The sequence below is a fragment of the Rhodococcus sp. IEGM 1306 genome (assembly GCF_036541985.1).
In the GTDB taxonomy this organism is placed as follows: domain Bacteria; phylum Actinomycetota; class Actinomycetes; order Mycobacteriales; family Mycobacteriaceae; genus Rhodococcus_F; species Rhodococcus_F qingshengii.
The window spans coordinates 1,058,580-1,071,216 of sequence record NZ_JAZHFF010000001.1 but is presented as its reverse complement, the minus strand read 5'-3'; the positions used below and the strand labels follow the sequence as shown (position 1 = coordinate 1,071,216).

Annotated in this window: 12 protein-coding genes; 6 read left to right on the top strand and 6 right to left on the bottom strand. The window is 63.1% G+C overall.

Annotated features, from left to right (window positions below):
* Window positions 1-30 precede the first annotated feature (30 nt).
* The gene (locus V3587_RS05340) at window positions 31-807 is read right to left on the bottom strand and encodes an ABC transporter permease (RefSeq protein ID WP_283376185.1); all 777 of its coding nucleotides are present in this window, start codon (window positions 805-807) and stop codon (window positions 31-33) included.
* Between the two features lie 36 nt (window positions 808-843).
* Window positions 844-1,839, bottom strand: coding sequence for an ABC transporter ATP-binding protein (locus V3587_RS05335; protein ID WP_283376184.1), 996 nt, complete (start codon window positions 1,837-1,839; stop codon window positions 844-846).
* A 97-nt stretch (window positions 1,840-1,936) separates the two neighbouring features.
* On the opposite strand from V3587_RS05335, the gene V3587_RS05330 reads away from it, so the two are divergent.
* Window positions 1,937-2,905 (top strand): helix-turn-helix transcriptional regulator, encoded by a 969-nt coding sequence (locus V3587_RS05330; protein WP_283376183.1) that lies wholly within the window; start codon window positions 1,937-1,939, stop codon window positions 2,903-2,905.
* A 96-nt stretch (window positions 2,906-3,001) separates the two neighbouring features.
* On the opposite strand, the gene V3587_RS05325 is transcribed toward V3587_RS05330, so the two are convergent.
* On the bottom strand, window positions 3,002-3,205 hold the full coding sequence (locus tag V3587_RS05325) for a cold-shock protein (RefSeq protein WP_003946232.1): 204 nt from the start codon (window positions 3,203-3,205) through the stop codon (window positions 3,002-3,004).
* 314 nt (window positions 3,206-3,519) lie between these two features.
* On the opposite strand from V3587_RS05325, the gene V3587_RS05320 reads away from it, so the two are divergent.
* From V3587_RS05320 to V3587_RS05310, 3 genes are read left to right on the top strand one after another with little or no spacing between them, the layout of a single operon-like run.
* Window positions 3,520-3,729 (top strand): heavy-metal-associated domain-containing protein, encoded by a 210-nt coding sequence (locus V3587_RS05320; RefSeq protein ID WP_003946267.1) that lies wholly within the window; start codon window positions 3,520-3,522, stop codon window positions 3,727-3,729.
* A 7-nt stretch (window positions 3,730-3,736) separates the two neighbouring features.
* On the top strand, window positions 3,737-4,651 hold the full coding sequence (locus V3587_RS05315) for a hypothetical protein (RefSeq protein ID WP_007729015.1): 915 nt from the start codon (window positions 3,737-3,739) through the stop codon (window positions 4,649-4,651).
* Complete coding sequence (locus V3587_RS05310; RefSeq protein ID WP_003946240.1) at window positions 4,651-6,912, top strand: heavy metal translocating P-type ATPase; 2,262 nt, start codon at window positions 4,651-4,653, stop codon at window positions 6,910-6,912. The genes V3587_RS05315 and V3587_RS05310 overlap by 1 nt, the downstream gene beginning before the upstream one ends.
* A gap of 58 nt (window positions 6,913-6,970) precedes the next feature.
* Here V3587_RS05310 and rsmA read toward each other — a convergent pair whose 3' ends face one another.
* The 3 genes from rsmA to V3587_RS05295 are packed head-to-tail and all read right to left on the bottom strand — an operon-like array spanning window position 6,971 to window position 10,163.
* On the bottom strand, window positions 6,971-7,870 hold the full coding sequence (gene rsmA, locus V3587_RS05305) for a 16S rRNA (adenine(1518)-N(6)/adenine(1519)-N(6))-dimethyltransferase RsmA (protein WP_003946263.1): 900 nt from the start codon (window positions 7,868-7,870) through the stop codon (window positions 6,971-6,973).
* Between the two features lie 9 nt (window positions 7,871-7,879).
* Window positions 7,880-9,007 carry a resuscitation-promoting factor gene (locus V3587_RS05300; RefSeq protein WP_065455355.1) on the bottom strand — a complete coding sequence of 376 codons (1,128 nt, stop codon included), beginning with the start codon at window positions 9,005-9,007 and terminating at the stop codon, window positions 7,880-7,882.
* Window positions 9,008-9,038: 31 nt separating this feature from the next.
* On the bottom strand, window positions 9,039-10,163 hold the full coding sequence (locus V3587_RS05295) for a resuscitation-promoting factor (protein ID WP_042921286.1): 1,125 nt from the start codon (window positions 10,161-10,163) through the stop codon (window positions 9,039-9,041).
* A 236-nt stretch (window positions 10,164-10,399) separates the two neighbouring features.
* On the opposite strand from V3587_RS05295, the gene V3587_RS05290 reads away from it, so the two are divergent.
* Window positions 10,400-11,848 carry an amino acid ABC transporter substrate-binding protein/permease gene (locus V3587_RS05290; protein ID WP_003946214.1) on the top strand — a complete coding sequence of 483 codons (1,449 nt, stop codon included), beginning with the start codon at window positions 10,400-10,402 and terminating at the stop codon, window positions 11,846-11,848.
* Entirely contained in the window at window positions 11,845-12,612 is a 768-nt protein-coding gene (locus V3587_RS05285) for an amino acid ABC transporter ATP-binding protein (protein ID WP_003946239.1), read from the top strand. The genes V3587_RS05290 and V3587_RS05285 overlap by 4 nt, the downstream gene beginning before the upstream one ends.
* The last annotated feature ends 25 nt before the right edge of the window (window positions 12,613-12,637 follow it).

Below are 12,637 nucleotides of genomic sequence, written 5' to 3'. Positions count from 1 at the left end.
GCACCCCGTCCGACAGCCAGCACACCCACGCTATTTCACCGCGCGCACGCCTACGCCCAGACCGACCACCGCCACGCACACGGCGGCGACGAATCCTGCCAGAACGCTGCTCGACGCGAAGTCTCCGGCAAAGAGTGCCCGCTCGGCGTCTACGACGTAGCCGAGCGGATTGATGTTCACGAGGACCTTCATCCAACCTGGTGCGTCCTCGAGTGGAAGCATGGTTCCCGACAGTATCAGGAGCGGGAACATCAGCGTCTGCTGAACGACCCAGAACATCCAATCCTGCTCCCGCACAGCCAGAGCGAGAGCGTACGAGAGCGCACCGAGTCCGACGCCGAACACTCCCAGCAGGACTATCCCGAGCGCGGCGCCCGCTGCATTGACGTCCAATCCGAGCGGAAGTGCGACCAGAATGATCAGAATCGCCTGCGCGGCAAGCGGAACCATCTCCTTGCACGCTCGCCCGATCAACAAGGACGAGCGTCGGAGCGGAGTCACCAACATTCGCTCGTGCGATCCCTGCTGCATCTCCATCAAGAGGTTGGACCCGGTCATCGTCGTTCCGAAGATCGCGATCATCACCAACACACCGGGAATGAACCAATTCCATACGCCGTCACCGGTACCCGGAACCCCTTTGAGCAGAGGCCCGAACAACGCCAACAGGATCAGCGGCTGGATGAGGCTGAAGATGACGCTGACCGGGTCGCGCAACATCGGTCGCAGCTCACGGCCCATCACGATTGCGCTGTCTCGAACGATGTCGCCGTGCAAGGTACGTGGGGTATCGAGTGTGATTGTCATGGCGGATTCCTGTTCGTCGAAGTTCTTTGTCGTGTTTCAGGAAGCGACCGCGGCGGCGCTCTCGCGCAGGCTGCGGCCGGTGAGAGTGAGGAAGACGTCGTCGAGAGTCGGCCTGGTGATGTCGGCAGTGAGTGCGCGGGCACCACGGGCATCGGCTTCACGCAGCAACACCGGTAGCGTCGAATCACCCTCGCCGGCACGGATACTCACCGAACTCGCCTGGACGGTGACGTCACGCACAGTGACAAGTCGCTCGGCCACCGACGCTGCGACGGCGGCCGCCTCGACGCTGTCGAAGGTGAGCAGAAGATGATCCCCCGCAAGATCCGCTTTGAGTGCAGCGGCGGTGTTGTCCGCGATGACAGTGCCCTCGTCGATGACGATGACCCGCTCCGCCATCGAATCCGCTTCTTCCAGGTAGTGCGTGGTCAGCACGATCGTGGTGCCCATCTCGCGCCGCAACCGCAGGATGTGGTCCCAGAGGTTGGCCCGACTCTCCGGGTCCATGCCCGTGGTCGGCTCGTCGAGGAACAGGAGTGGTGGGCGATGCACCAGGCCGAGGGCGATATCGAGCCGCCGGCGCTGCCCGCCGGACAACGTACTGACCTTTCGAGTGCCCAACTCGGTGAGTTCGAGATCACGCAGCAGCTCGTCGGCCCGGACCTGCGAGTCACCCTTGGGCATTCCGTAGCACAACCCCTGCGTCACCAACTCGTCGCGAACTCGCTGGTTGTGGCCGGCGCCGTTCCCCTGCCCGACGTATCCGAGGCTCGATCGCACCTCGTTCCGCGCCGCGGAGATGTCAAATCCTGCGATTCGCGCGCTGCCGGACGTGGGCTCGAGCAAGGTGGTCAACATGCGCAACGTCGTCGATTTCCCGGCGCCGTTCGGCCCCAGCAAGGCAACCAACTCACCCTCCGCTACGTCGAGCGTGACTCCCTTGACTGCTTCCACGAGTTTCTTGCCCTGAGCGAAGTGCTTGGTGAGCGCCTTCGTCTCGATCATCGGTCTGCCGTCGTTGATGCGACACATGACGTGGCCCCAATTTCTTCTCGACTGGTCGGATGTGGACCAACCTAAATTCAATTGAGGACTCATACGGTCCTAAATGTTTGGCAGACTTCTGGCCATGAAGGAGACATCGGCTCGCCTACTGCGATTGCTGTCACTGCTCCAGACGCGTCGAGACTGGTCCGGTGCCGAACTCGCAGACAAACTCGCGATCACCCCGCGCACGGTTCGACGTGACGTGGACCGCCTCCGCGATCTCGGCTATCCGGTCGACGCGACAGTCGGAGTCGGTGGCGGATATCGCCTGGGTGCCGGCGCGGAGATGCCCCCGCTACAGCTCGATGACGAAGAAGTGCTCGCGGTGGCACTTTCACTGCAATCCGGAGCGACCGGCTCTGTGGTCGGCATCGGCGAGGCTTCGATGCGCGCGCTGGCGAAGCTGCGGCAGATCATGCCGTCGAGGCTGCGACACCGTCTGGAGTCGCTGTCGATCGACGTCGTGCCACGCGAGCCCGCCGCGAGCGCAGTCGATGCGTCGGTCTTGTCCGCCATCGCGTCGGTGTGCCACAACCACGAACGCCTGCGATTCGACTACATCACTCACGACGGCACCCAGAGCCGGCGCGAGGTGGAACCGTACCGGCTCGTACGGTCGGGTGTCCGGTGGTATCTGGTGGCCTGGGATCTCGCTCGCGAAGACTGGCGATCATTTCGCGTAGACAGAATGGAACCCAAGATCCCCACCGGCCCACGATTCGTGCCGCGGGAACTACCCGCCGGTGGTGCAGCAGACTTCGTTTCCCGCGGTGTCGCTCGGGCCTATTCCTCCACGCGCGCAACAGTTCTACTGCATGCACCCATCGAGCAGATAGCACCCATGGTCAGCGAACAGTGGGGATCGGTGGAGTCCACCGACGAAGGGCGTTGCGTCATAGTGCTTTCGGGCACTTCTCTGCGATCGATCGCACACTGGCTCAGAGCTTTCGACGTCGATTTCACCGTTGTGAATCCACCTGAACTCCGCGAGGAATGCCGCACGATCGCGGCGGAAACGACAGTCGCCACTCAGCGGTATCTCGATGCATGACAGCGTTTTTCACCCAAATACAACAAGACCCCAACTCCGAAGAGTTGGGGTCTTGTCAGTACGTCATGCGTCGGTCGCCCGACTCACATGGACGTCTTAGACGATGGTAACGCCGGTGGCCTGCGGGCCCTTGTTGCCCTGACCGATCTCGAACGCCACGCGCTGGTTCTCCTCGAGAGTGCGGAAGCCGCCACTCTGGATCTCGGAGTAGTGAACGAAGACGTCAGCACTGCCGTCTTCGGGAGCGATGAAGCCGAACCCCTTCTCGGAGTTGAACCACTTCACGATGCCCTCTGCCATGTAAATCTCCTCTAACACAGTGTCAACAGGCAGTCGCTTCGACCGCCCGGGTCACTTACTACGACCGTTCTGAGACAAATCCGTGGAGGATGTCCAAACGCTCGCAACCTAACCATTTGCGAGCGTGGAAACACAAACACAAACACTTACGACCACCACAAGTAGACCACACATCCGCCGTGTTGTCTTCCCTGAGGCCTTCATCACTGCCCAGCCCGTTGACAGGCATACCCCCTGGGGGTACCTTCGATTGCAGAGCGATACCTACACCGGGTATCCGTAAAATAAGCTTTCCACAACCGAAGGGATCTGCGATGACCACCGCCGAATACACCGTTTCCGGAATGACCTGCGGACACTGCGTCGGATCCGTCAAGGAAGAGATCGGCAACATCGCGGGAGTAACCGCGGTGGATGTCGAACTGGCGAGCGGACGCGTCGTCGTCACCAGCGATGCTCCCGTCTCCGCAGCCGACGTCGTCGCAGCAGTCGACGAAGCCGGCTACGCAGTCGTACCAAGCTGAGTCAGCCGTGCGCACCTCGACAACACTTGCCGCCTACGCCGTAGGGCTGGTCGCCGTCTTCGGCGCCGCCCTCGGCGTGGGGGCCGCAATCGGAAGCCCGATAGACATGTCCACCACCCAGCACAGCACCCACGAATCAACCACCGAATCGATGCCAGGCATGGATTCGGCAACACCTGCAGGACTCGAAGTCTCCTCCGGCGGATACACACTCACCGATGTGACCGCACCCGGTCGAGCTGGGGAGCCGGGAACCTTGACCTTCCGGATTCTCGACGACACCAACACGCCCGTCGTCGATTTCGACCTCCTGCACGAGAAGAAACTCCACCTTATTGTCGTCCGAAACGACACCAGCGAATTCCGCCACGTACATCCGTCCCTCGCTGCAGACGGCACCTGGTCGATCGACTGGGCCTGGCCCGCCGCCGGCACCTACCGAGTCTTCGCGGACTTCGATCCCACCGACGGCACCCAACTGACACTCGGCCGAAACTTCGACGTGGCAGGCGAATTCACTCCCGCGCCGCTACCTGCGAAGAGCGCGACCGCAACCGTCGACGGATACACCGTGACTCTCGACGGTGATCTGACCACTGCCGGCGGCCCGATCACGCTGAGCGTTGCTCGCGACGGAGCCCCGGTCACCGATCTCGATCCGTACCTCGGTGCCTTCGGTCACCTCGTTGCCCTGCGCACCGGCGACCTCGCCTACCTGCACGTGCACCCCGAAGGCGAGCCAGGCGACGGCGTCACAGCTCCTGGTCCGGACATTTCCTTCCACGCACAGGCACCGAGCGAAGGCACATACCGGCTGTTCCTCGACTTCCAGCACGAAGGCGTGGTTCGGACCGCCGAATTCACTGTTGATGCAGGCACTTCCACGGCTTCAGTTCCAGACAATCACGAGGGAGGGCACTGATGACGTCACCGACTGCGGTCGACAATGCTGCCAACTCGAGCAGCGTCGAACTCGCGATCACCGGGATGACCTGCGCCTCCTGCGCGTCACGAATCGAGAAGAAGCTCAACAAGATCGACGGCGTCACAGCCACCGTCAACTACGCGACGGAAAAGGCCAAGGTCACCTTCCCGGACGGGGTGCCCGTCGAAGATCTGGTCACTGCCGTCGAGAATGCCGGCTATTCCGCCGCGCTCCCCAAACCGCCCAGCGCACCGGACACCGTCGACCCGGATGCGGAAACCCCGCAGGATCGTGATCTGCGCGAGCTTCGTACCCGCCTGATCATCTCGACTCTTCTCTCCGTGCCGGTCATCGCTATGGCAATGATTCCTGCGCTGCAGTTCGATAACTGGCAGTGGCTCTCCCTCACGCTGGCCGCACCGGTCATCGTGTGGGCGGCCCTCCCCTTCCACCGAGCTGCCTGGGTGAACCTGCGTCACGGCGCGGCCACGATGGACACGCTCATCTCGCTGGGCACCATCTCGGCCTTCGTCTGGTCGCTCTACGCACTGTTCTTCGGCACCGCGGGCGAAGCCGGTATGAAGCACGCCTTCCGGCTGACGGTCGACCGGATGGACGGCAGCGCCAACATCTACCTCGAAGTTGCCGCGGGCGTCATCACGTTCGTGCTGGCCGGACGCTACTTCGAGCACAAGTCCAAGCGCACGTCCGGCGCCGCACTACGCGCACTCATGGAGCTCGGTGCGAAAGACGTCGCGGTATTGCGCAACGGCGTCGAAGTACGAATCCCCGCCGAAGAACTGGCAGCGGGCGACTCCTTCATCGTCCGGCCCGGCGAGAAGATCGCCACCGACGGCATCATCACCGAGGGCCGCTCAGCCGTCGACATGAGCATGTTGACGGGTGAATCCGTGCCTGAGGAAGTCGGTGTCGGGGACACTGTCGTCGGCGCCACCGTCAACGTCGGTGGAACCTTGACCGTCGAGGCAACCCGGGTCGGGAGCGACACCCAACTCGCCCAGATGGCGGCACTGGTCGAAGACGCCCAGAACGGCAAGGCCGAAGTTCAGCGCCTCGCCGATCGGATCGCCGGTATCTTCGTACCGGTCGTCATCGCGATTGCCGTTGCGACACTGGGCTACTGGCTCGGCACCGGTAACCCTATCGAGATGGCCTTCACCGCTGCTGTCGCCGTGCTGATCATCGCGTGCCCCTGTGCCCTCGGATTGGCAACGCCCACAGCCCTGTTGGTGGGCACGGGTCGCGGAGCCCAGATGGGAATCCTCATCAAGGGACCCGAGGTGCTCGAATCGACGCGCGCAGTCGACACCGTCGTGCTCGACAAGACGGGAACCGTCACCACCGGTCAGATGACATTGCTGGACACCGTGGTGGGCGAAGGAACAACCGTCGACGAGGTCCTTCGGCTGGCCGGCGCACTCGAACATCGCTCCGAGCACCCCATCGCCGCAGCGATCGCGAAGGGTGCGACCGAAGCTGTGGGCGAATTGCCTACGGTCGAGGATTTCGTGAACGTCGCCGGGCGCGGCGTGCAGGGAATGGTCGACGGTCACGCCGTCGTCGCGGGCCGAGACGCGCTGCTCGCCGACTGGTCGATGCCGTTGCCGGAAAATCTCCGCGAGGCGAAGGCTGCAGCAGAGAAGGCCGGGCGCACCGCAATCGCGGTGGGCTGGGACGGCAAGGCGCACGGCATCCTCGTGATCGCCGACGCGGTCAAGGACACGAGCGCCGAAGCAATCGCGCAGTTGAAAGCACTCGGCCTCGAACCGGTTCTGCTGACCGGTGACAACGCCACCGTTGCTCGCACTGTCGCGGATCAGGTCGGGATCAGCACCGTCTTCGCCGAGGTCATGCCTGCGGACAAGGTCGACGCCGTCAAGAAACTGCAAGCGGAAGGACGCGTCGTGGCCATGGTCGGCGACGGCGTGAACGACGCGGCAGCCCTGGCTCAGGCCGATCTCGGCCTGGCGATGGGCACGGGTACCGACGTTGCGATCGAGGCCAGCGACATCACTCTGGTGCGAGGTGACCTGCGGTCGGCGGCCGATGCAATTCGACTGTCCCGCAAGACGCTCAAGACCATCAAGGGCAACCTGTTCTGGGCATTCGCCTACAACACGGCTGCGATCCCGCTGGCTGCGGCCGGCCTGCTCAACCCGATGCTCGCCGGTGCCGCAATGGCATTCAGCAGTGTGTTCGTGGTGAGCAACAGCCTGAGGTTGCGGCGGTTCAAATAAGGGGGCAAGCCCCTGTGCGCGGTTAGGGAGTCCCTGCACTCCTTAACCGCGCACGGGGCTATTCGCCTCCAGCAAGCCGAACGAAGGCTGCTGCGTCGAGCATCTCGCCACGCGTCTGTGGCTCGATGCCGGCAGCGAGGAGCCGTCGTTCGGCCTCGGCAGGCGAACCTGCCCAACCGCTGAGAGCGGCACGCAAAGTCTTGCGGCGCTGTGCGAACGCGGCGTCGATCGCCGCAAAAACCTGCTTGCGGTGCTTCTCGTCCATCGGCCACGGCGGCTCCGCGTACCGATCGATACGAACCAGTCCTGATTCGACCTTCGGCACCGGCCAGAACACGTTGCGTCCGACTGCACCGGCGCGGCGAACCTCGCCGAAGAAGTTGGCCTTGACGCTGGGAACGCCGTAGATCTTGCTTCCCGGATCAGCCGCCAGGCGATCGGCAACCTCGGCTTGCACCATCACGAGTGCGGTCCGCAGACTCGGAAGCGACGCGAACAGGTGCAACAGCACCGGCACCGCGACGTTGTACGGCAGGTTCGCGACAAGCGCGGTCGGCTCGCCGGGAATCTGCGAAGGCAGCACACGCATCGCGTCGGCTTCGACGACGGTCAGGCGATCGGCCAGTTCCGGCGCTCGCTCGGCCACCGTCTTCGGCAGGCGAGCCGCGAGGTTGGGATCGATCTCGACCGCGATGACCCGATCGACCACGTCCATCAGCGCCATCGTCAGCGAACCGAGACCAGGCCCTACCTCGAGAACGACGTCGTCACGTGTCACGCCTGCCGTGGTGACGATGCGCCTCACGGTATTGGCGTCGTGAACGAAGTTCTGCCCCAACTGTTTCGTGGGCCGGACACCGAATTCCTCGGCAAGAGCGCGCACCTCGACCGGACCGAGCAGGGCTGCCTGCCCGCGCGGAGTAGCGATGGGTTCGTTCGATTGTTCGGCGTCTGACACCAGTAGAACTTATCCCAGTCCGAGGCGACCCGAGCACGACGGCCATGCGCCCCAACCCTGAGTGCGCTGGGTCTGTGTCGCAATCGCGATCTGTTCTTCACGGGTGGCGAGGTCGGCGCGGGGCGCATACTTCAACCCGCCCTGTCGTTCCCAGGTGTTCTGATCGAACTGCACGCCGCCGTAGAAACCGTTGCCGGTGTTGATGGCCCAGTTACCGGTGGCCTCGCACTGTGCGAGCGCATCCCACGTCGAACCGTTCTCCACGGGCGGCACCTCGGTGCCCGGCTTCGTTCCGACACGCACGACCTTCGGCTGCGCCGGTGTGGTGATCGTCTCCGCGACCTGGGTACGTCCGGCTTCGACACCGTTGACGAGATTCACGGCGAACGTCACGTCACGCACGCCGGGCACGCCCGGGTTCTCGACGATCGTGCGACTCTGGTTCATCGTCGGATCCTCGATGCGCTGATCCGGCGGATCGAGCGGCAAGGTCTCGACCTTGTTCTCGGTGCGGTTGCGCGTCACCGTGACCTCCAGGCCCTCGGTCAGTGGAGCGTCGGCGGCGGGAACCACCGTGTCCGACTGCTCGAGCGGAGTGCCGTTGGCGGTAAGGAACTCCCCGACCGTCGGCGCCGCGATACGCACGTCTGCTGCCGCGTTTGCGCCGTCGACCAGTTTTGCGACGACCGGTGTCAGCACGTCGAGCGCGGCGCCGTCCAGCGGAAGACGCTGCGAGCGCGAAGCCGACACGTGCACATCCGCCGCGACGTCCAACTGCTTCAACGCGTCGTCGACGGTCAAGGCTGTGGTCCAGAGCTTCTGCGGCTGACCGTCGACCGTCAGCGTGATCTCACGGGCACGACGGAGCACCACGGTGTCGCCGTCGGACAGCGAAGCGTCGGCCGCGGGAGCAACTGCATCCTTGTCACCGATCGGGTAACCCGCGTCCTCGAGAGCGCCGTCGACGTTGGTCGACATGGTGCTCAGGCGAATCTGCTCACCGTCGACATCGAGAGTGATGGTCTTGTGCCGGACGACGGCCAGAACACCACCCACGAGAACCGTCAGGAGAAGAGCGGCGATCGCCGAGTACAACAACGGCGACCTGGTCGAGTTGATCTTGGCGAACGGTGACATCGGTTCCTGTGTTCTGTGAGGTGTGAGCGCGTCAGCGCAGGCCCAATTTGCTGGTGCAGGACGGCCAAGCACCCCAGCCCTGACCGGCGCGGACTTTCTCGCCGATCGCGATCTGCTGTTCACGTGATGCGAGGTCGGCGCGAGCTGCGTACTGACCGCCGCCGAATGCTTCCCAGGTGCTCTGGGTGAACTGAAGTCCTCCGTAGAAACCGTTGCCGGTGTTGATGGCCCAGTTTCCGGTCGCCTCGCACTGAGCAATGGCATCCCACGTCGACGCGTTGGACACAGCGGGAGCGGAAGCCTGCTTGGTACCGACCTTCACCACTGCTGCGACCGGTTCCTTGATCACGGTCGCGGACAGTTCGGTTCGTCCGGCCTCGACGCCGTTGACGGTCTTGACCTCGACGGTGGCCGTGCGCTCACCCGGAACACCCGGGTTCTCGACGACGGTCTTGTCCTTCTCCAGCTCGGGATCCTCGACCTTGTTCTCCGGCGGCGCGATCGGCTGCGTCTCGACGCGAGTGTCCGTGCGGTCGCGAGTGACCTGGATGGTCAGGCCGTTGGTAACGGGTGTGTCGGCGGTGGGAACCACCGAGTCGGCCTGCTCGAGCGGCGCATTCTTGGCCGCGAGAAGATCGCCGACGGTCACGGCGGCGAGCTTGACCTCCGCCGCGGGAGCGCCACCGTCGCTGACGCTGACGGTCTTCGGGCTGACGACGTCGAGCTCGGTCCGTTCGAGCGGCAGACGATGCGAGCGCGAAGCTGAGACTGCGAAGTCGTCGGAAACATCTACCTGCTTCAATGCCTCGTCGACCGTCAATGCGGTGGTCCAGATGGTGGTCGGCTGACCGTCGACGGTCAGAGCCAACTCACGGGCACGGCGCAGTACGACGGTATCGCCATCGGACAGGGAGGAATCGGCACTGGGTGCGAGCGCGTCCTTGGGATCGACCGGGTATCCGGCGTCCTCGAGAGCGGTACCGACGCTGCTCGACATCGTGGACAGCGAAATCATGTCGCCGTCGACATCGAGGGTGATCGTCTTGTGCCGAACCACGGCGAGCGCACCCCCGACGATGAGCGTCAGAAGCAACGCACCCACCACTGAATAGAGAAGTGGTGACTTCGTGGAGTTGATCTTGGCAAAAGGCGACACAGGAAATCCCAAGGCAGACGACGTTCGATCACAATACGGTAACGACCGAGCGTTGTATCGGCAACCAAATCACAACGAAATGCGACTTTTGTCACGGAACGGCAACGGCGTGTCGTGTGTTCTGCACTTTCCGGCTCCGATACCCGTGTATCGATTCAGCTCTGGGCGCAGTATGTTCTCGTCTGGTTCAAAGCAGTCCGGCGATCCCGGGCGCGACAGAAGAAAGCTGGGCGATAGTGCGAAGAAGATTCGACAGACCACGTAATGCCAGGTGGCCGATCCTGGCCATCCTGCTGGCGCTGATCGCAGCGCTGTTCGCCCCCGGAATCGCGAGCGCGCAACCCGGCCGCACCTACACGATCGCCACCGATCTGACATTCGCCCCGTTCGAATTCGAGAACGAAGACGGCAAACTCGTCGGCATCGACATCGACCTGCTCAATGCGATCGCCGAGGACCAAGGCTTCAAGGTCGACATCAAGCAGCTCGGCTTCGACGCAGCACTGCAGGCCGTGCAGGCAGGGCAGGCCGACGGCGTCATCGCGGGCATGTCCATCACCGACGCCCGCAAGCAGGTGTTCGACTTCTCCGACCCGTACTTCGAGTCGGGCGTGCAGATGGCGGTCCTCGAGACCGACAACGACGTGAAGTCGTACGAGGATCTGAGGGGCAAGCGCGTCGCCGTCAAGAACGGCACCGAGGGCGCCAGCTTCGCCGAGTCCATCAAGGACCAATACGGCTTCACCACAGTCTATTTCGCCGACTCCGCCAGCATGTACGACGAGGTCCGCACCGGGAACTCCGTCGCAGTCTTCGACGACTACCCCGTCCTCGCCTACGGCATCACACAGGGCAACGGCCTCAAGACGGTCACCGAAAAAGAGGTGGGCGCGAGCTACGGCTTCGCAGTCAACAAGGGCCAGAACGCCGAACTGCTCCAGATGTTCAACGCCGGACTGCAGAACCTGCGCGACGACGGCCAGTACGACGAAATCGTCTCGACCTACCTCGGTCAGGGCGCGTCGACGTCGGACAACTCCATCATCGGCTTGATCAAGAGCACCTACCCGCAGCTTCTCAAGGGCCTGTGGTTGACGATCGTTCTCTCCGTCGTCTCGATCGCGATCGCTCTGGTCCTAGGCGCGATCTTCGGTCTCTGCCGCGTGTCCACCAACATGTTCGTCCGAGGTATAGGCACAACCTACGTCGACATCTTCCGCGGCACACCGCTGTTGGTGCAGGCATTCTTCATCTACTTCGGCATCCCGGCAGCCCTGCATTTCCAGATGTCCGCCTTCACCGCAGGCATCATCACGCTCTCGCTCAACGCCGGCGCGTACATGGCTGAAATCGTCCGCGGCGGCATCCTGTCCGTCGACAAGGGACAGATGGAGGCGTCACGAAGCCTGGGCATCAGCTACATGAAGTCGATGCGAAAAGTCATCATGCCGCAGGCAATTCGCACGATGATCCCGTCGTACATCAACCAGTTCGTGATCACCCTCAAGGACACGTCGATCCTGTCGGTCATCGGACTCGCCGAGCTCACTCAGACAGGGCGCATCATCATCGCGCGCAACTTCCAGTCGTTCAACATGTGGCTGATCATCGGCGTCATGTACTTCATCATCATCATGGCGCTCACCAAGCTGTCGAACCGCCTCGAGAAGAGGATCAACAAGTGACCGAAACAGCCGTCAACATGGGCAAGTCCGCCACCGAGGTCAAGATTTCGGTCAAGGGACTGAAGAAGTCGTTCGGCGACAACGAGGTCCTCAAGGGCCTGGACGTCGACATCAAGAGCGGTGAAGTGGTCTGCGTCATCGGGCCTTCAGGTTCCGGCAAGTCGACCTTCCTGCGTTGCCTCAACCGCCTCGAAGACATCACCGCCGGATCTGTGCGCGTCGACCAGTTCGACCTCACGAACAAGGATGTCGACATCGACAAGGTGCGCCAGCACATCGGGATGGTGTTCCAGCACTTCAACCTGTTCCCCCACATGAGCGTCGTCGAAAACGTGATGCTCGCTCCGGTGCAGACCGGGCGATCGACCAAGGAGCAAGCTCGCGAGATCGCCGTCAAACTGCTCGGCCAGGTCGGTCTCGCGGAGAAGGCAGATGCCAAGCCCGCCAGCCTGTCCGGTGGGCAGAAGCAGCGCGTTGCCATCGCCCGCGCACTCGCGATGAGTCCGGACATCATGCTCTTCGACGAGGCCACCAGCGCCCTCGACCCCGAAATGGTGGGTGAGGTTCTGCAGGTGCTGCGCGACCTCGCCAAGCAGGGCATGACCATGGTCGTCGTGACCCACGAGATGGGCTTCGCCCGTGAGGTTTCCGACCGAGTCATCTTCATGGCCGACGGATACATCGTCGAAGAAGGTAAGCCGGAGAGTCTGTTCGGCAACCCCCAGCAGCAGCGCACCCAGGACTTCCTGGCGAAGGTTCTCTAGGGGCAAGCCCCCTGTGCGCCTTTTT